The following is a 17967-nucleotide window of genomic DNA, read 5'->3' as shown; positions in this document are numbered from 1 at the left end:
CCTTGAAATTCAAAAAATCTCAAACACTCCAACAAATTGCATCTTTAATAGATGCAAAATTTGTTGGAGATAAAAATTTTGAAATACTAGGTATCAATGAAATTCATGTTGTAGAACAAGGAGATATCGTTTTTGTAGATCATCCAAAGTATTACGATAAAGCATTAAATTCTGCAGCTACTACCATTTTAATTAATAAAGAAGTAGCGTGTCCTGAAGGTAAAGCCTTACTTATTTCTGACGATCCTTTTAGAGATTTTAATAAAATAACTAAAAAATTTAATCCATTTATAGCTTCTAAAGTTAGTATTTCTGAAACTGCAACAATAGGATCTGACACTATTATTCAACCAAATGTATTTATTGGAAATCTTGTTAAAATAGGTAAGAATTGTGTAATTCATCCAAATGTTACCATTTACGATAATACGGTTATTGGAAATAATGTTACTATTCACGCTAATACAGTTTTAGGTGCAGATGCTTTTTATTATAAGAATAGACCAGAAGGATTTGATAAATTGATTTCTGGTGGAAAAGTTGTAATTAAAGATAATGTAGATCTCGGTGCTTCTTGTACCATAGATAAAGGAGTTACTGGTAATACAACGATTGGTGAAGGAACAAAAATAGACAATCAAGTTCATGTTGGCCATGATACTTTAATTGGCAAAAAGTGTTTAATAGCATCACAAACTGGTATTGCAGGTTGTGTTATTATTGAAGATGAAGTAACTATTTGGGGACAAGTTGGAACAAATAGTGGTATCACTATAGGTAAAGGTGCAGTAATACTAGGACAAACTGGAGTAACAAAATCTGTCCCAGGTGGAAAAAGTTATTTTGGTACACCAATATCTGAGTCAAGAGAAAAACTAAAAGAATTAGCAGAAATTAAACGATTTTTAAAAGATAGAAAGAATTCTTAATTTTCTTTTTTTTAAAGTTTCAAAAAGTTATTTTTGCGTAACAAAAATTAAATAGCAAACCAATGAGTGTTTTAGTAAATAAAAATTCAAAAATTATTGTTCAAGGTTTTACAGGTAGTGAAGGTACTTTTCACGCTGGTCAAATGATTGATTATGGAACCAATGTTGTTGGAGGTGTAACTCCAGGTAAAGGAGGTCAAGAACACTTAGGAAAACCCGTATTTAATACAGTTGTAGAATCTGTAGAAAAAGTAGGAGCTGATACATCTATTATTTTTGTACCACCAGCTTTTGCTGCTGATGCAATTATGGAATCTGCTGACGCAGGAATTAAAGTAATAATTTGTATTACAGAAGGAATTCCTACAGCAGACATGGTAAAAGTTAAAGCTTATATAGACAATAAAGACTGTACATTAGTTGGTCCTAATTGTCCTGGTGTAATTACGCCAGATGAAGCTAAAGTTGGTATTATGCCAGGTTTTATCTTTAAAAAAGGTAGAGTAGGTATTGTATCTAAATCAGGTACTTTAACCTATGAAGCTGCTGACCAAGTTGTAAAGCAAGGATTTGGTATTACTACTGCAATTGGTATTGGTGGAGATCCAATTATTGGAACGACAACAAAAGAAGCTGTTGAGTTATTAATGAACGATGATGAAACAGAAGCAATTGTAATGATTGGAGAAATTGGTGGTAATTTAGAAGCAGAAGCTGCGCAATGGATTAAAGCTGATGGTAACAGAAAGCCAGTTGTTGGATTTATTGCAGGACAAACTGCACCAGCAGGAAGAACAATGGGGCACGCAGGTGCTATAGTTGGTGGTGCTGATGATACTGCACAAGCAAAAATGAAAATTTTAGCAGAAAATGGAGTTCACGTTGTGAGTTCACCTGCTAAAATAGGAGAAATGGTTGCAAAAGTTTTAAACTAGTTTTAAAATTAATCAATATAAAAATTCCCGTTTTTACGGGAATTTCTTTTTTATAGTTCAAAAACTTTGATAATGATAAGTTTAAAAAGATAAATTGAAAATCATGAAATTATTAGAAAATAAATCAGCAATAATTACTGGCGCAACGAGAGGAATTGGTCGTGGTATTGCAATAGAATTCGCAAAACAAGGCGCAAATGTAGCTTTTACTTATAGCTCTTCTATAGATGCAGCAAATGCATTAGAAGAAGAACTAAAATCTTATGGCGTATCTGCAAAAGGATACCAATCGAATGCCGCAAATTTTGATGCAGCACAAGAATTAGCCAAAGAAGTTCATAAAGAATTTGGTGCTATTGATATTTTGGTAAACAACGCGGGGATAACAAAAGATAATTTGTTGATGCGAATTTCTGAAGATGATTTTGACAAAGTAATTGAAGTTAATTTAAAATCTGTTTTTAATTTAACTAAGGCAGTTATTAGACCAATGATGAAACAAAGATCTGGTTCTATTATAAATATGAGTTCTGTTGTTGGTTTAAAAGGAAATGCTGGTCAAGCTAATTATGCAGCTTCTAAAGCTGGTATAGTAGGTTTCTCTAAGTCTGTAGCCTTAGAATTAGGTTCTAGAAACATTAGAAGTAATGTAATTGCACCTGGTTTTATAGAAACAGAAATGACCGCTAAATTAGATGAAGCAACGGTTCAATCTTGGCGAGACGGAATTCCTTTAAAAAGAGGAGGTCAACCAATAGATATCGCAAATGCATGTGTATTTTTAGCTTCTGATATGAGTACTTATATTACAGGACAAACATTATCTGTAGATGGCGGAATGCTAACATAATTTATATTATATAAAATAAATTAAACCTGTAACAATTTTAACGTTACAGGTTTTCTTTTTTAAAATAGTTATTTATATCTTTCACTAAAATAGTTTTAATTGCAAACAACAACCATAATTTACATCATTTTAGCTCTATTAGTAAGTATTGTTATTTCATATTTTCAATATTTTTACAATAATAAAAGCAAGCCCAAAGTAAATATTCTTCTTTTTTCATTAAAAAGTATTTCAATTTTTATTTTATTACTACTATTAATAAATCCTAAGATAAATACTAAAACATATAAAAATGAAAATCCAAAACTTTCAATTTTAGTCGATAACTCTAAATCAATACTTTATTTTAAGGATAATAACAATTTGAAAAGTATTTTAAGTAAGTTGAAATCTGATGAAAAACTACAAAGTAAATTTAAAATTGAAACCTTTCTATTTGATAAAAGACTAAAAGTATCTGATTCTTTAAATTTTAAAGGTAATGAAACAAATATTTACCAGTCTTTAAAATCAATAAACCAATTAACTAAAAAAGAAAATGCACCAATAATTGTATTATCAGACGGAAACCAAACAATTGGTAATGATTATGAGTTTATCAACTCTAAACAAAAAATTTATCCGGTAGTATTTGGGGATACAACTAAGTATAGAGATTTAAAAATTAGTCAGGTTAATGTAAATAAATATAGTTATATAAAAAACAAATTTCCTGTAGAAGTAATTTTAAATTATGATGGGCAAGAAAATGTCAACTCAATATTTAAAATTTATAGCAATGGTAAAATTCTATTCTCAAAGAAAATAAAATTCACCAAAAACAATAATTCAAAAATTATTACTACAAATTTAACTTCTATAAAAGAAGGAATCAATTATTATACTGCATCTCTAGATAAAATTGAAAACGAAAAAAACATTAGAAATAATAGAAAAAACTTTTCGGTTGAAGTTATAGACGAACAATCTAAAGTACTTATTTTATCCTCTATAAAACATCCAGATATTGGTGTATTAAAAAAAGCCATTGAAAGTAATAAACAAAGAAGTGTAACGCTAGAATATAATATTAATAAAAAAATTCAATTTAATGACTTTCAATTAATTATATTATACAACTTAAATAATCAGTTTAAAAACACTATTTCTAAGATAAAAGCTAATAATTTCAATTTTTTATTGATTAATGGTTTAAATTCTGATTGGAATTTTATCAACAATCAACAATTTGGGTTTTCTAAAAAAGCAATTAATCAAACTGAAAATTACGCACCAGTTTTAAATAATTCTTTTTTAACTTTTCTGCAAAAAGATATTGGTTTTAATGAAATGCCACCTCTAGTTGATAAGTTTGGCGAAATTACTTTTTCTAAAGATTATCAAAGTTTATTATTTCAAAATATTAACGGATTAAATACAGAACAACCACTAATTTCATTTTTGGAAGAGAATAATCAAAAAATTGGAGTAATTTTTGGAGAAGGTTTATGGAAATGGAGAGCATCTAATTATCTACTAAATAATTCGTTTACAGAATTCGATCAATTTATAGGAAACATTGTACAATACTTATCATCTCAAAAGAAAAGAGCGCGTTTAGCTGTAAATTCAGAGAACTTATACCCATCAAATTCATTAGTTAATATAACAGCATTTTATACAGATAAAAATTATAAATTTGATGCTAGAGCAGCTTTAGAAATTATAATAACTAATAAAAATACCAAGAAAACAACAAAATTACCTTTCTCTTTAATCAATAACTCATATCAAGTTTCTTTTGAAGATCTTGAATCTGGTGATTATACTTACGTAGTTTCTGTGTTAGGACAAAAGGTTACCAAATATGGTAGTTTTAAAATAACTGATTTTGAGGTTGAAGAACAATTTACTCGTGCAAACGTAGAAAAATTACAAAAGCTAGCTAATAAAACAGGAGGGAAGCTATATCATAAAAATAACCATCAACAGTTAATAAATGACTTGTTAAATGACTCTTCTTACTTCACAACTCAAAAATCTATTGTAAAAGAACAAAATTTAATCAATTGGAAATGGATTCTTTTCTTAGTTGCAATTTTATTTACATCAGAATGGTTTATTAGAAAATATTTCGGTAAAATTTAATTCTATCTTATAGATTGTGTTTCCTAAAGTTATATTGTAAATTTGACTTTAAATTTAATCAATAAAACAAATGGCAAATAATCAAATGGACATAAAGTTTCCAAAAGGTGGAGTATTTTTCGTAATTCTTGCAGTTGCTGCATTAATTTTATTTTCAAAATCTACAGTTACAATTGGTCCTGGTGAAGGAGGTGTAATTTTTGAAACTTTAGGAGACGGTATTAATACTGAAAAAACTTACGGTGAAGGATTTCATATTGTGGCGCCTTGGAACAAAATGATTGTTAGAAAAGTGCGTCAGCAATCTATTTCTGATGAAATGAATGTACTTTCTGTAAACGGACTAGAAGTTAAAGTAAACGGAACTATTTGGTATGAGCCAGAATTTTCTAATTTAGGTAATCTAATTAAAACAAAAGGAGAAGATTACGAAAGAGAATTATTAGACCCAGCAATTAATGCTGCTGCGAGAAGTGTTGTAGGAAGATATACGCCAGAGCAATTATATTCTAGTAAAAGAGACGTAATAGAACAAGAAATTTTAGATGAAGTTAAAAACGTTTTAAAAGACCAATATTTAATTGTAAAAAGAGTTTTAGTTGAAGATGTAAAATTACCTACAACGATTAGAACTGCAATTGAAACAAAATTAAAACAAGAACAAGAATCTTTAGAATACGAATTTAGATTAGCAAAAGCTAAAAAAGAGGCAGAAAGACAAAAAATTGATGCAGAGGGTAAAGCAGTTGCTAATAAAATTTTAAGTGCTTCTTTAACAGATAAAATTCTTCAAGAAAAAGGAATTGAAGCAACTTTAGAATTATCTAAATCTAGCAATAGTAAAGTTGTATTGATTGGTGCAGGAAAATCTGGAATGCCAATTATATTAGGTAATCAATAATAATATTTCAAAAAAAGTGAAAAAAAATCCAGCTAAATGCTGGATTTTTTTTGCTTATATATTTCTTGTTACTATTAAAATACTGTTAAAGGAAATTAAAAATGTAACAAATATTAAAATACGGCGTCTTAATAATATAGATTAGGTTTAAAGTTTTCGGGTAACTATAAATTTAATCGTAATAATAGATTTTAAAAAATAACTAAGCCATAAAAGCTTAGTTTGTAATTAGTTTTTAATAGTTGATTAAGGTCAGAAATCATTGGTTTCTGGCCTTTTTCATTTAAAACTAATTCTTTTTATCAGGGATTTTATTACGCTCTATTTTTCCCTTTTTTAAAGCCTTATAGTTTTCATAACAATCTAAAACGGCTTCAATCATTTGCAAATCGGATGCTTTTTTAATAAAATACTCAGAATAATTACAATCGGTTAATAATTCGGATAATTCTTGTCTATCCATATCTAAATATTCCATCATAACTTCTCTATCAAACTTACCAGCCAACATTTTACGTAAATCGTCTTCTTTTTTCAATTTCTGAAGCTTTCGAAGCTGTTTTGGTTTTTTTCCGAATAAATTATATAGAAAATCTACTGGTTGAAACAATGCCGCAACAGGAGATGAGAAATTTTTAGCTTGTGGTTTACCTACTTCATAGGTTTGCTGTAAACCATTAATATGTATTCTTGTAAATCTATCTTTTGGCACTTGCTTTACATCAATTTCTAAAACGCCAATTAATTTTGTTGAACGAATTACAACTTCTTTTACATTTTCTGCTTTTTCATAAAGTGCAATTTCTAACTCGTTTCCTTTTAGTAAATCGTTTGTAACTTTTAATTTTATAGATGTATACCCCAAATAAGAAACTAAAATAGTATCATTAACCTTTGTTGGTAATTCGAAAAAACCTTTATCATTTGTAATGGTACCATTAACGGTATTAAGATTTAAAACATGGGCGGCACTTAAAACCTTTTTATTTTCGGCATGTATAATTTGCCCTTTTAAAACTTTAGTACGTAAAGTATCTGCTTGAGAGAATGTGCTTAAAGAGGCTAAAAAGCACAAGATTATAATCAGTTTTTGCATAAGAACAAAATTAATGATAATCCGTTATACTTTGGTTAATTATTTGTGAAAGAAGTTAATTTATATCAAATTGTGCGCACGAGAAGATTCGAACTTCCACTTTCTTACGAAAACAACCCCCTCAAGGTTGCGCGTCTACCAATTTCGCCACGTGCGCAAATTAATATAAAATAAAAAAGTTAAGCTTGCGCTTAACTTTTTTTGTGACCGGGCTGGGGCTCGAACCCAGGACCCTCTCCTTAAAAGGGAGATGCTCTACCAACTGAGCTACCAGGTCTTTTTCTTAAATCGGTTGCAAATATACTATCAATCATTGGAATTATTAGCATAAAAATGATTTTTTTTTATCGATATTTGTAAAAAAATAAAAATAATGAAAATTATACTGTTAGGATACATGGCTTCTGGAAAATCAACTATTGGTAAAGAGGCTTCTAAAAAGCTGAATACTAATTTTATAGATTTGGATGATTATATATCTAACAGAGAAAAAATGACGATTTCAGAAATCTTTAAAAATAAAGGAGAAATCTATTTTAGATTAAAAGAAAACAAATATTTAAAAGAAATTTTAAATTCTGATGAAGATTTTATACTTTCTTTAGGAGGAGGAACACCTTGTTATGCCGGTAATATGGATTTAATAAAAGCAAGTACTGCAAAATCTATTTACATAAAAGCAAGTATTAAAACTTTGGTAGAGCGTCTTAAAAATGAAAAAAACACAAGACCTCTTGTAGCGGAATTAAATGATGATAAATTATCTGAATACGTAGCAAAACATCTATTTGAAAGACGTTATTTTTATGAGCAAGCTAGTAAAACTATTAACACTGATAACTTAACAAGCAAAGAAGTTGTTACAGAAATTGAAAAATTTTTAGACTAAATAAGCTACAGCACCATTATCATTAAACTCTACCTGTACATGCTCTTTAATAGAGGTTGATAAAGAAATTCCTTTGAAATCTGCTTTTACTGGATATTTTTTATGGTTTCTGTTAACTAATACAGCTGTTTTAAACCTTTTTAGTGGAACTTCTAAAAAATGTTTAATACCATAAATTAAAGTAGTACCAGAGTTTAAAACATCATCAACTAAAACCAAGGGTTTGTTTTTGTATTCTTCTATAGAAATAGATGTTGTTACCGGTAATAAGGGTTTCTTTTTATTTATATTTACTTCGCAAAGAATCACTTTTAATGAAGAAATTTCTTCTAAAATAGAGGCTATTTTTTTTGAAAAAACAAATCCGTTTCCTATTATTCCGGCAATAATAACTTCATTTTCAGAACTATTGCTTTCATAAATCTGATAAGCAATTCTTCTAATTTTTTGATTAATCTGAGTGTTGTCTAAAATAATACTGTTTTCTGCAATCATTAATCTTCTATTGTATAATCTTGATAATTATCTAAATCTCTTCTGTCTTTTTTGGTTGGTCTACCAATACCTTTTTTTCTGTAATAGTCTTTGGCAAATTTTAAAAGTTCTGTTTTTTCAAATTCCTCTTTTGGTGTAACATCCTTTCTATATTGATCTACCAATTTTGCGCCAACTCTACTTTCTGGTAAATTTAAAACTTTTATTTGATAATTTATCTGATTTTTACGAACTACAATTAATTCATTACCAAAAACTTCTTTAGAAGGTTTTATACTTTTACCATCTATCTTAACTTGCCCTTTTTTACATGCTGTTGTAGCAATACTTCTTGTTTTAAAAACTCGAATACACCACAAATATTTATCAATTCTCATAAAATAAGTTAAAATATAATTTTTGTCTTTTTACAAAGGTATAAAAATGGTAAATTGCAGGCTTAAATTTTTAAGTTAAATGAATAAAATAAAAAATATTTTCTTAATTCTTTTATTAGGAGTAGTTGTAATGTATTCTTGTGATGATGATAATAATGGATTTTTTAATCCGTTTGCAGACATTAATTACGAAGAATTAGCAATAAAAGATAACGATTCTATAGTGAAATTTTTAAAGAATAATTATTATGACAATGATTTAGATTCTGTAAAAACACTAGTAAGTGGTAAAACTTCTTTATTTGAAGATACAGATAAATTAAAGTCTTTTAAGATTACAGAAAATGATATCGAACATACTTTATATGTTTATACAATAGAACAAGGTCAACCTTCACCAGTAAAAAGTAATCCTACTGTAATGGATTCTGTTTATGTAAAATATTCTGGTCAGGCTTTTGCAAATACAGAATTATTAACTTCTAATTTTGATAGAAATGACTCTGGAGCATGGTTAACTTTAAATGCTGTTATTGATGGTTGGAAATATGGTTTCACTAATTTTTTAGGAGGTGAGCTAAAAAAAGATACTAATGGCGGTACATTTAACGGGCCAATTACATATTTAAATACAGGTAAAGGAATTTTATTTATTCCTTCTGGATTAGCTTATTCTTCAATTGACACTAATAATTATACAAGTAGTTTAGTAGACACAAATTTGATGTTTTACATTGAGTTATTAGATATCGTAGAAGATACAGATCATGACAATGATGGTATACCTTCTATTGATGAAGATGCAGATGGTGATGGAGATCCTACAAACGATTTTAGCGATAATAGCAATCCTGCTTTACCAGATTATTTAAATCCTAATGTATAGTTAGATTTTTTACAATATTTAAAAAAGCTCTTGATTTCTCAAGAGCTTTTTTTGTACAATTTAAACTGAATTTTAATAGTTATAAATTAGTTTAGAGTAAAGATAGAGTAATCTTAATTTTGAATTTATAAAGCTCTATAAAAACACAATACAACCAACTATTTTCAAAATAGTTCTAACCAAAAAAAAGTCCTTGTAAATACAAGGACTTTTTAATATTGATTGAAATATATTATAGTTTTAAAGATAAACCAAAAATAATTTGATCTGTTCTATTATCTACAGTTACGTTAGCAAAATTAGCTTCTGTTTTAGATAAACCTCTTTCCCAACGCACATCAATACCAATTCTACCTAACTCTATACCAGCTCCCATTTGCAAACCAACAGAAAACTTATCAAACTCATCTGTAGTTAATCCAGAAAAGCTAAAATCATCTTCTATTATATATTGAAAAGAAGGACCAATAAAAACATTGGCAACACCTAAAAATTTCTTTCCTAATAAAACAGGAACGTCTAATTTCTTGTATTCATATTCTGAAGTAGCGTCATTAGTATCTGTGTATTCGTTTTTTACTTGTGTAAACACTAGTTCTGGTCTTATGTATAAACCAATTAAAGGTAATTTACCACGAAACCATAAACCTGCATGATAACCAGATCTAGATTCGCCACCTCTAATAACATCGTTTCCTGTTGATGAGAAAGTTGCATCACCGTTATTATTATAGTTTATACCTCCTTTTAAACCGAAATCGATTTGTGCATTTGAAGTTTGACTAAAAGCAAAAGCCAAACACATCATTAAAATTACTTTTTTCATGTTTTTTAGATTTATAGTTTGTTAATGTTAAACGAAATTATTTTCTAGAAATTACTTTTTTAACAGCTTTTACAACTGCAGTAGCATCTAAACCATATTTTGCCATTAATTGTTCTGGTGTTCCAGATTCTCCGAATGTATCATCCGTAGCAACAAATTCTTGCGGAGTAGGAGCATTTAAGGCTAAAGTTCTAGAAACACTTTCACCTAAACCACCTAATTTATTATGTTCTTCTGCAGTAACAATACAACCAGTTTTAGCAACAGATTTTAAAATAATATCTTCATCTAAAGGCTTAATTGTATGAATATTTATAACTTCTGCAGAGATACCTTGTGCTTCTAATTGTTCTGCTGCTTGCAAAGATTCCCAAACTAAATGCCCAGTTGCAACAATTGTTACATCTGTACCTTCAGTTAATTGAACTCCTTTACCAATTTCAAATTTTTGATCTGTTGGCATAAACACAGGTACTTTTGGTCTACCAAAACGTAAATAAACTGGCCCGTCCAAATCTGCAATTGCAATTGTTGCAGCTTTTGTTTGATTATAGTCACAAGTATTTATAACTGTCATGCCTGGTAACATTTTCATCAAACCAATATCTTCTAAAATTTGGTGTGTAGCACCATCTTCACCTAAAGTAACACCTGCATGAGATGCACAAATTTTTACATTTTTACCAGAATATGCAACAGACTGACGAATTTGATCATAAACTCTACCTGTAGAAAAGTTTGCAAATGTACCTGTAAAAGGTATTTTACCTCCAATAGTTAAACCAGCAGCAATTCCAATCATATTTGCTTCTGCTATACCTATTTGAAAAAACCTTTCTGGGTTTTCTTTTATAAATTGATCCATTTTTAAAGAACCAATTAAATCTGCACATAAAGCAACCACATTTGGGTTTGTTCTTCCTAACTCTGTTAATCCGTCACCAAAACCTGAACGTGTATCTTTTTTTTCTGTGTACGTGTATTTTTTCATTATTAAGTTGTAAAAATTGTTGTGTTGTAAATTTTGGTAAAAATAAACTTTTATTTGTCTTTAAGAAAAGAAAACGAAGATTAGAATTCGTTCTTTTTAACATAATTCACTTAAAACTCTAAATTGTGTAAATTCAGCATAAAAATTAAAGCTTCATTAACTCACTATATAGTTTTTGTACTGGCAAACCAACCACATTAAAATAGCTACCTTCAATTTTTTCAATACCTATAAAACCAATCCATTCTTGTATGCCATAACTACCAGCTTTGTCAAACGGTTTGTAATTTTTGATGTAATAATTTATTTCATCAGAAGTTAAATTCTTAAAAGTAACTTTAGTAATATCATTAAAAATCTTTTGAAAACTATTTGTTTTTAAAGAAACCGACGTTATGACTTTATGTTCTTTCCCAGACAAATTACTTAACATTTTAAATGCGTCATCTTTATCCTTTGGCTTACCTAACGCTGTATTTTCTAACCAAACAATGGTATCTGAGGTAACTAATAAATCGTTATTATTTAAATTATGAAAAGCTTTAGACTTTAAGTCTGCTAAATAGTCGGTTATTTCTTCTGCTACTAATTCCTTCGGATAAATCTCTTCAACAGACTTTAATTTCACAGAAAAATCTATTTCTAAGTCTTTAAAGAACTGTTGTCTTCTAGGTGAACCAGAAGCAAGTATAACATTGTATTTTGATAATTTTTGTTGAATCATGTGCTTAATTTAAAACAAATTTAATACTATTTATACATTTTGATAATATGTAAACAGTTTTTTGATATGAGTTCAAATTAGAATCTTAAAGACAACTTTTGCGTTTTGAGTATTGTTAATTTTACATCAGAAAATTTAATTAATAATTAAAAAATGTAAGAGATTATGACTATAAATTTTGAATACCACGATGTAGAAGCAAGTGAAAGACTAGAAGAATTTACTACGGAAAAGTTAGCACACTTATACAAAAAATTTAATATGATTGTTAGAGCAGATGTGTTCTTTAAAACAGAAAACACTAGTTCTGATGAAACTGGTATGATATGCAACATTCGTTTAAGTGTACCTGGTCCAAGGTTATTTGCAGAAGCCACTAACAGTAATTTTATGAATTCTATATCAGAGTCTATTAAAGAACTAGACAAACAATTAACTAAAAAGAAAGGTAAAATGGCTACTTATTAAAAGACCCATTAAAAATTTCAAAAATATTAGAATTATGAAAAAATCATATTTATTACAAAACTTTAATAATATTACAGATTTACCTTTAAACAACAGAGTTGTAATGGCGCCTATGACCAGAAGTAGAGCAGATAACGACCAAAATGTTGCAACTAAAGATTTACAAGGTTTGTACTATAAACAAAGAGCATCCGCAGGTTTAATAATTACAGAAGGATCACAAGTTTCTAAGCAAGCTGTAGGTTATATAAATACTCCTGGAATGTATAGTGAAGCACAGACAGAAGGTTGGAAAAAAGTAACAGAAGAAGTGCACAAAGAAGGCGGTAAAATATTTATTCAGTTATGGCATGTTGGTAGAATTTCTCATCCAGATTTTCATAACGGAGCATTACCATTGGCACCTTCTGCAGTAAACGCAAACGTGCAAGTTTTTACTCCGGAAGGAGAAAAAGACACCGTAACACCTAAAGAAATGTCTTTAGAAGATATCAATCAAACTATTTTAGACTTTAAAAATGCAGCTAAAAATGCAATGTCTGCTGGTTTTGATGGTGTAGAAATACATTCTTCTAACGGTTATTTATTTCATCAGTTTTTTAATGAGGAATCTAATATTAGAACAGATGAATACGGTGGAAACGTTGAAAACAGAACTCGGTTTTTCTTTGAAGTTTTAGATGCAGTTAAAGAAGTTGTACCTGAGAGTAGGATTGGAGTACGATTTAATCCGTCTTTACACGGAATTTTCGGAATGAAAGTTACAGAGAACTCGATTCCTACTTTCGAATACCTTTTATCAGAATTAAACGATTATAATTTGGCATATGTTCATTTATCAGAACCTTTTACAGATGTTTCTGATGTACCACATGCAGTTACAAACATAGCAAAACATTTTAGACCAATTTATAATGGAACTTTAATGATTAATGCCGGTTTTGATGAAAAATCAGGAAATAAAATAATAGAAGATGGTTATGCCGATTTAGTAGCTTTTGGTAAACTATTTATTTCTAATCCAGATTTGGTTGAACGTTTTGAACAAGATGTAGATTTAGCAGATTGGGACAAAGATACTTTTTACACAACTGGTAAAGAGGGATATATAGATTATGAAAAAGCTACTGTAGATGTAAGTGGAATTAAAAAATAAATTTTAAAAAGATGATTAAACCAAGAGAAGTAGTACCAAATTTAACTATCAATTTAGTTAACGATACAAAATGGAATTTACAAGATCAGAAACCAGAAAACTTTACTTTAATATTTGTGTATAGAGGAAAACATTGTCCTGTATGTAAAAAACAATTAGAACAAGTAGAGAAAAAAATAGACGACTTTAAAGAACGAGGCGTTAATTTAATTGCAATTAGTGCGAATACAGAAGAAGTTGCAAAAGAGACGTATAAAGAATGGGAAATAGAAAATTTACCGATTGGATATGATTTTTCTATTGAAGAAGCTAGAAAATGGGGATTATTTATTTCTAACGGAATTAGCGATAAAGAACCGAGGCAGTTTATAGAACCAGGTTTATTTTTAATTGATAAAGAACATAAAATGTATTGGCAATCTATACAATCGATGCCGTTTGGAAGACCTAATTTAAAAGATGTTTTAGGCGGAATTGATTATATTCTAAAAGAAGGATATCCTGCTAGAGGAGAAGATTAATTATATTTAAAACTTCCAATATCTATAAAATGATATTGGAAGTTTTTATATTGCAGTAAATAAGATTAATGTGCATTTAAAAAGACTTCTTAAAGATTTACCGAGTCTGTTAAAAAAAACAGGCAATAATTGGCTTGAAAGTGAACCCTTTGAGCTAAGTGCCATAGTTGCTTATTATGCAATATTATCATTACCTGCTTTATTAGTGATAATTTTAAATTTAGTTGGTAATGTTTGGGGTAAAGAAATTGTACAAGGAGAATTATTAGATGAAATCACCAAAGCTGTTGGAGTACAAACTGCAGAATCTATAAGGTTAATGATGCTTGATAGAGGAGACGAAAGTGTTTCTATTTTTACAACCATTATTGGTTTTGGAACATTATTTTATGGTGCAACTGGTGTTTTTTATCAATTGCAATCTGCATTCGATAAAATCTGGAAAACTCCTGAAAACAAAAAAGAAAACGGTTTTATAAAAATGATTTTTAGCCGAATTAAAAGTTTTGGTTTCATATTAATCATTGGTTTTTTATTACTGATAAGTTTTGTGCTGACGGCTTTAATTAGCACTTTTAATAAAAGAATTGAAAAATTTTTACCAGAAAGTTTATTCGAACATGTCTACATAATAGATTTTATAATCTCGGTTATTTTTATCTACGCACTTTTTGCAGCAATGTTTAAATATTTACCAACTATTAATGTAAAATGGCGAGCTGTTAAAGTTGGTGCTGCAGCAACGGCAATACTTTTTGTAATTGGTAAATTCTTAATGGCTTGGTATTTTAATGAAATGGAACCTGGTTCAACCTACGGTGCTGCTGGTTCTGTTATTTTAATTATGCTTTGGGTATCATATTCTAGTTTAATTCTTTTTTTTGGTGCGCATTTCACCAAAGTTTACTCAGATACTTATTTTATAAAATAAACTTCATATTTGTAAATAAGATTATTTGCAGAATTATACATTTTACGTAAGAAGTCTAACTATCTTTGTTGCCTATTTAAATTAAGAAAACAGCAGTAATGGCAAATCATATTAAAGATCAAGAGGAAATTTTACAAAAACTGAACATCAATCAGTTAAATCCGATGCAAGAGGAAGCTATTGCTACAATCAAAAAAAATACAAATACCATCTTATTATCTCCTACAGGAACCGGTAAAACCTTAGCGTTTGCATTACCACTACTAAATTTATTAGATCCAGAAATAGAAGAAATTCAAGCATTAGTATTAGTTCCTTCAAGAGAATTGGCAATACAAATAGAACAAGTTATTCGTTCTATGGGATCTGGATATAAAGTAAATGCAGTTTATGGCGGAAGACCAATGTCTAAAGATAAAATTGAATTAAAGCATTTACCATCAATCTTAATAGGAACTCCAGGTAGAATTTCCGACCATTTTGCAAACGAACGTTTTTCAAAATCATATATTAAAACTTTAGTTTTAGATGAATTTGATAAGTCTTTAGAAGTAGGTTTCGAATATGAAATGAGAGGCGTTATTAATCAATTAACAGCTTTAAATAAAAGAATCTTAACTTCTGCAACACAAGGTGTTGAAATTCCTGATTTTGTAAGAATGGATAAACCAAATACGGTAAATTATCTTAAGGCCACAACTTCTAAACTTCAAATTAAAACAGTAGTTTCTCCTGCAAAAAATAAGCAAAATACTCTTTTGCACTTATTAAATCATTTAGGCAATCAGCAAGGAATAATTTTCTGTAATCTAAAAGACAGCATTAATAGTGTTAGTAATTTTCTAGAAAGCAAAAATATTAAACATGGTTGTTTTAGCGGTGGTATGGAACAAAAAGATAGAGAAAGATCTTTAATAAAATTTAGAAATGGTACCAATCAATTACTAATTGCTACAGATTTGGCGGCTAGAGGAATTGATGTACCTGAAATGAAATTTATCATTCATTACGAATTACCAAATGCTGTTGAAGAATTTACACACAGAAATGGTAGAACAGCTAGGGTTTCTGCAAAAGGTACCGCTTACGTTTTAAAATGGAAAGAAGAAAGAGTACCAGATTTTATTAAAAATATTGAAATAGCAAACATATCTAAACAAGCAGAAAGAAAAGCTGTGTTTTGGGAAACTCTATTTATTTCTGGAGGAAGAAAGGATAAAATTTCTAAAGGTGATATTGCTGGTTTATTTATTAAACAAGGTAAATTATCTAAAGACCAACTTGGTGTTATAGAACTAAAACAAGATTGTGCTTTTGTAGCTGTACCAGCTAGTTTAGCTACTAGTTTAGTAGAAAAATTAAACAATTCTCGTTTAAAAAAGAAGAAAGTTAGAATTTACGAAGTATAATCTTATCTAATTTCTAAATTGATATTAATTGTATCAAAATTAAAAGTAAAGAAACCTAACAACAGCAATTATATAAACTAAAAACAGTAGTACATTTGCATAAAATATTTTTTTATGTTAAAACAGTTTTCCGATTTAGGAATTAATAGTGAATTACAAAAAGGTTTAATAGATTTAGAAATCTCTAAGCCTACAGAAATTCAAGAAAAAGTGATTCCTATTGCTTTAAATAATAATGAAGACATTGTTGCTTTAGCAAAAACAGGAACTGGTAAAACAGCTGCTTTTGGTTTGCCTTTATTACAATTAATAGATACTGATAACTCAAACATACAAGCAGTAATATTAGCACCTACAAGAGAATTAGGCCAGCAAATTGCTTCTAATTTAGAATCTTACGCAAAATTTTGTCCAGAAATTTCTATAGCTACTATTTGTGGAGGAATACCCATAAAACCACAGATAGAACGTTTAAAAAAAACAACTCAAATTGTAGTTGCAACTCCTGGTAGACTTGCAGATCTTGTTAAAAGAGAAGCTATTAACATAAAAAACATTTCGTACTTCATTTTAGATGAAGCAGATGAAATGGTTAGTGCTTTAAAAGAAGGTTTAGACCATATTATTAAAGAAATTCCTAAAAAAAGGAGAACTTTTCTTTTTACAGCTACAATGCCAGGTTCTATAAGACAAATGGTAAATAATTACATGTCTAAAAATGTTGTACAAATTGAAGCGAATATGGCTACAATTGGGCATCAAGGAATTAATCATAAGTATGTAGTTGTAGAACCGATTGAAAAATTAGAAGTTTTACTTCATTTTTTAAATTCTAAATCAGGTAAAAGAGGTATAATTTTTTGTAAAACGAAAGCAGCAGTAAACAAATTAGCTAAAAAATTAGCAATAAATAAATTTTCTTCTGGTGCATTACACGGTAGTTTAACGCAAGGGATTAGAGATCGAATAATGGATCAATTTAGAGAAGGCTATATTGATACATTAATTGCTACAGATTTAGCTGCCCGTGGTATAGATGTTAAAGATTTAGCATATGTTGTAAATTATCATTTACCAGATACTTATGATGCTTATGTACACAGAAGTGGTAGAACGGCTAGGGCAGGAGCAAGCGGATTATCGTTATCGATCATTCAAAAAGAAGAAGAAGAAGATATTACAGATTTTGAAAGAGAATTAGATATTAGATTCGAAACTTTGAAAAAAGCAGATGCTAAAAGTATCGAAGAAAATAATGCTTTAGTTTGGGCTAATAAAATTTTTAAAACAAAACCTAATCGTTCTGTAGATGAAGATTTTAAAGCTCAAATTAAAACCATCTTTCACCACTTAACTAAAGATGAATTGGTTGATAAAATTTTAGCAAACTATTTAGCCAATACAAAAAACAGTGCATCAGAAACCGTAAAAAATAAGAGAAAATAATAGTTTTAGT

Annotated in this window: 19 protein-coding genes and 2 tRNA genes; 13 read left to right on the top strand and 8 right to left on the bottom strand. The window is 28.8% G+C overall.

Annotation, left to right across the window (positions count from 1 at the left end; genetic code table 11):
• Positions 1 to 2: 2 nt before the first annotated feature.
• From ACYPV9_RS05065 to ACYPV9_RS05045, 5 genes are all read left to right on the top strand, one after another.
• Complete coding sequence (locus ACYPV9_RS05065; RefSeq protein WP_459742058.1) at positions 3 to 929, top strand: UDP-3-O-(3-hydroxymyristoyl)glucosamine N-acyltransferase; 927 nt, start codon at positions 3 to 5, stop codon at positions 927 to 929.
• A gap of 62 nt (positions 930 to 991) precedes the next feature.
• Positions 992 to 1864 carry a succinate--CoA ligase subunit alpha gene (gene sucD / locus ACYPV9_RS05060; RefSeq protein ID WP_299060366.1) on the top strand — a complete coding sequence of 291 codons (873 nt, stop codon included), beginning with the start codon at positions 992 to 994 and terminating at the stop codon, positions 1862 to 1864.
• A 103-nt stretch (positions 1865 to 1967) separates the two neighbouring features.
• The gene (fabG, locus tag ACYPV9_RS05055; RefSeq protein WP_299060369.1) at positions 1968 to 2714 is read left to right on the top strand and encodes a 3-oxoacyl-[acyl-carrier-protein] reductase; all 747 of its coding nucleotides are present in this window, start codon (positions 1968 to 1970) and stop codon (positions 2712 to 2714) included.
• Between the two features lie 363 nt (positions 2715 to 3077).
• Positions 3078 to 4841 (top strand): VWA domain-containing protein, encoded by a 1764-nt coding sequence (locus tag ACYPV9_RS05050; RefSeq protein ID WP_459742055.1) that lies wholly within the window; start codon positions 3078 to 3080, stop codon positions 4839 to 4841.
• A 70-nt stretch (positions 4842 to 4911) separates the two neighbouring features.
• A complete protein-coding gene (locus tag ACYPV9_RS05045; protein WP_077809310.1) occupies positions 4912 to 5742 on the top strand; it encodes a prohibitin family protein in 831 nt (276 codons plus the stop codon).
• Between the two features lie 289 nt (positions 5743 to 6031).
• On the opposite strand, the gene ACYPV9_RS05040 is transcribed toward ACYPV9_RS05045, so the two are convergent.
• The 3 genes from ACYPV9_RS05040 to ACYPV9_RS05030 form a co-directional block, all read right to left on the bottom strand.
• Positions 6032 to 6838 (bottom strand): carboxypeptidase-like regulatory domain-containing protein, encoded by an 807-nt coding sequence (locus tag ACYPV9_RS05040; protein ID WP_299060374.1) that lies wholly within the window; start codon positions 6836 to 6838, stop codon positions 6032 to 6034.
• A 73-nt stretch (positions 6839 to 6911) separates the two neighbouring features.
• Positions 6912 to 6995 (bottom strand) — tRNA-Leu (locus ACYPV9_RS05035).
• A 47-nt stretch (positions 6996 to 7042) separates the two neighbouring features.
• A tRNA-Lys gene (locus ACYPV9_RS05030) sits at positions 7043 to 7115 on the bottom strand.
• Between the two features lie 96 nt (positions 7116 to 7211).
• Here ACYPV9_RS05030 and ACYPV9_RS05025 point away from each other — a divergent pair.
• A complete protein-coding gene (locus ACYPV9_RS05025) occupies positions 7212 to 7727 on the top strand; it encodes a shikimate kinase (protein WP_299060376.1) in 516 nt (171 codons plus the stop codon).
• Here ACYPV9_RS05025 and ACYPV9_RS05020 read toward each other — a convergent pair.
• Both ACYPV9_RS05020 and ACYPV9_RS05015 read right to left on the bottom strand, forming a co-directional pair.
• Positions 7719 to 8222, bottom strand: a complete 504-nt coding sequence (locus tag ACYPV9_RS05020; RefSeq protein WP_299060378.1) for a phosphoribosyltransferase domain-containing protein — start codon at positions 8220 to 8222, stop codon at positions 7719 to 7721. The genes ACYPV9_RS05025 and ACYPV9_RS05020 overlap by 9 nt on opposite strands.
• Positions 8222 to 8599, bottom strand: a complete 378-nt coding sequence (locus tag ACYPV9_RS05015) for an RNA-binding S4 domain-containing protein (protein WP_299060380.1) — start codon at positions 8597 to 8599, stop codon at positions 8222 to 8224. The genes ACYPV9_RS05020 and ACYPV9_RS05015 overlap by 1 nt, the downstream gene beginning before the upstream one ends.
• A gap of 79 nt (positions 8600 to 8678) precedes the next feature.
• On the opposite strand from ACYPV9_RS05015, the gene ACYPV9_RS05010 reads away from it, so the two are divergent.
• The gene (locus ACYPV9_RS05010; RefSeq protein ID WP_459742051.1) at positions 8679 to 9485 is read left to right on the top strand and encodes an FKBP-type peptidyl-prolyl cis-trans isomerase; all 807 of its coding nucleotides are present in this window, start codon (positions 8679 to 8681) and stop codon (positions 9483 to 9485) included.
• A 232-nt stretch (positions 9486 to 9717) separates the two neighbouring features.
• Here the strand turns inward: ACYPV9_RS05010 and ACYPV9_RS05005 are convergent, their stop codons facing one another.
• The 3 genes from ACYPV9_RS05005 to ACYPV9_RS04995 form a co-directional block, all read right to left on the bottom strand.
• Positions 9718 to 10311, bottom strand: a complete 594-nt coding sequence (locus tag ACYPV9_RS05005) for a porin family protein (protein WP_077809304.1) — start codon at positions 10309 to 10311, stop codon at positions 9718 to 9720.
• 37 nt (positions 10312 to 10348) lie between these two features.
• Positions 10349 to 11302, bottom strand: coding sequence for a transketolase family protein (locus ACYPV9_RS05000; protein ID WP_459742048.1), 954 nt, complete (start codon positions 11300 to 11302; stop codon positions 10349 to 10351).
• Positions 11303 to 11447: 145 nt separating this feature from the next.
• The gene (locus ACYPV9_RS04995) at positions 11448 to 12026 is read right to left on the bottom strand and encodes a Maf-like protein (RefSeq protein ID WP_459742046.1); all 579 of its coding nucleotides are present in this window, start codon (positions 12024 to 12026) and stop codon (positions 11448 to 11450) included.
• 165 nt (positions 12027 to 12191) lie between these two features.
• On the opposite strand from ACYPV9_RS04995, the gene hpf reads away from it, so the two are divergent.
• From hpf to ACYPV9_RS04965, 6 genes are all read left to right on the top strand, one after another.
• On the top strand, positions 12192 to 12494 hold the full coding sequence (gene hpf / locus ACYPV9_RS04990; protein WP_299060390.1) for a ribosome hibernation-promoting factor, HPF/YfiA family: 303 nt from the start codon (positions 12192 to 12194) through the stop codon (positions 12492 to 12494).
• A 34-nt stretch (positions 12495 to 12528) separates the two neighbouring features.
• Positions 12529 to 13650 (top strand): alkene reductase, encoded by a 1122-nt coding sequence (locus ACYPV9_RS04985; protein ID WP_459742044.1) that lies wholly within the window; start codon positions 12529 to 12531, stop codon positions 13648 to 13650.
• 11 nt (positions 13651 to 13661) lie between these two features.
• A complete protein-coding gene (locus tag ACYPV9_RS04980; RefSeq protein ID WP_459742042.1) occupies positions 13662 to 14171 on the top strand; it encodes a redoxin domain-containing protein in 510 nt (169 codons plus the stop codon).
• A gap of 70 nt (positions 14172 to 14241) precedes the next feature.
• Positions 14242 to 15102, top strand: coding sequence for a YihY/virulence factor BrkB family protein (locus tag ACYPV9_RS04975; protein WP_299060397.1), 861 nt, complete (start codon positions 14242 to 14244; stop codon positions 15100 to 15102).
• Positions 15103 to 15200: 98 nt separating this feature from the next.
• The gene (locus ACYPV9_RS04970) at positions 15201 to 16511 is read left to right on the top strand and encodes a DEAD/DEAH box helicase (RefSeq protein WP_459742039.1); all 1311 of its coding nucleotides are present in this window, start codon (positions 15201 to 15203) and stop codon (positions 16509 to 16511) included.
• A 114-nt stretch (positions 16512 to 16625) separates the two neighbouring features.
• Positions 16626 to 17957: a DEAD/DEAH box helicase gene (locus ACYPV9_RS04965; RefSeq protein ID WP_459742037.1), complete on the top strand. Its 1332-nt coding sequence runs from the start codon at positions 16626 to 16628 to the stop codon at positions 17955 to 17957.
• Positions 17958 to 17967: the final 10 nt, after the last annotated feature.

Source organism: Polaribacter sp. OB-PA-B3, from assembly GCF_054589375.1.
This window is presented reverse-complemented; position numbering and strand designations above follow the sequence as displayed.

Bases quoted from the DNA above. Each gene is read 5' to 3' on its own strand.
- sucD (WP_299060366.1), top strand. From the start codon at position 992: ATGAGTGTTTTAGTAAATAAAAATTCAAAAATTATTGTTCAAGGTTTT.
- fabG (WP_299060369.1), top strand. From the start codon at position 1,968: ATGAAATTATTAGAAAATAAATCAGCAATAATTACTGGCGCAACGAGA.
- ACYPV9_RS05045 (WP_077809310.1), top strand. From the start codon at position 4,912: ATGGCAAATAATCAAATGGACATAAAGTTTCCAAAAGGTGGAGTATTT.
- ACYPV9_RS05040 (WP_299060374.1), bottom strand. From the start codon at position 6,838: ATGCAAAAACTGATTATAATCTTGTGCTTTTTAGCCTCTTTAAGCACA.
- ACYPV9_RS05025 (WP_299060376.1), top strand. From the start codon at position 7,212: ATGAAAATTATACTGTTAGGATACATGGCTTCTGGAAAATCAACTATT.
- ACYPV9_RS05020 (WP_299060378.1), bottom strand. From the start codon at position 8,222: ATGATTGCAGAAAACAGTATTATTTTAGACAACACTCAGATTAATCAA.
- ACYPV9_RS05015 (WP_299060380.1), bottom strand. From the start codon at position 8,599: ATGAGAATTGATAAATATTTGTGGTGTATTCGAGTTTTTAAAACAAGA.
- ACYPV9_RS05010 (WP_459742051.1), top strand. From the start codon at position 8,679: ATGAATAAAATAAAAAATATTTTCTTAATTCTTTTATTAGGAGTAGTT.
- ACYPV9_RS05005 (WP_077809304.1), bottom strand. From the start codon at position 10,311: ATGAAAAAAGTAATTTTAATGATGTGTTTGGCTTTTGCTTTTAGTCAA.
- ACYPV9_RS05000 (WP_459742048.1), bottom strand. From the start codon at position 11,302: ATGAAAAAATACACGTACACAGAAAAAAAAGATACACGTTCAGGTTTT.
- ACYPV9_RS04995 (WP_459742046.1), bottom strand. From the start codon at position 12,026: ATGATTCAACAAAAATTATCAAAATACAATGTTATACTTGCTTCTGGT.
- hpf (WP_299060390.1), top strand. From the start codon at position 12,192: ATGACTATAAATTTTGAATACCACGATGTAGAAGCAAGTGAAAGACTA.
- ACYPV9_RS04985 (WP_459742044.1), top strand. From the start codon at position 12,529: ATGAAAAAATCATATTTATTACAAAACTTTAATAATATTACAGATTTA.
- ACYPV9_RS04980 (WP_459742042.1), top strand. From the start codon at position 13,662: ATGATTAAACCAAGAGAAGTAGTACCAAATTTAACTATCAATTTAGTT.
- ACYPV9_RS04970 (WP_459742039.1), top strand. From the start codon at position 15,201: ATGGCAAATCATATTAAAGATCAAGAGGAAATTTTACAAAAACTGAAC.
- ACYPV9_RS04965 (WP_459742037.1), top strand. From the start codon at position 16,626: ATGTTAAAACAGTTTTCCGATTTAGGAATTAATAGTGAATTACAAAAA.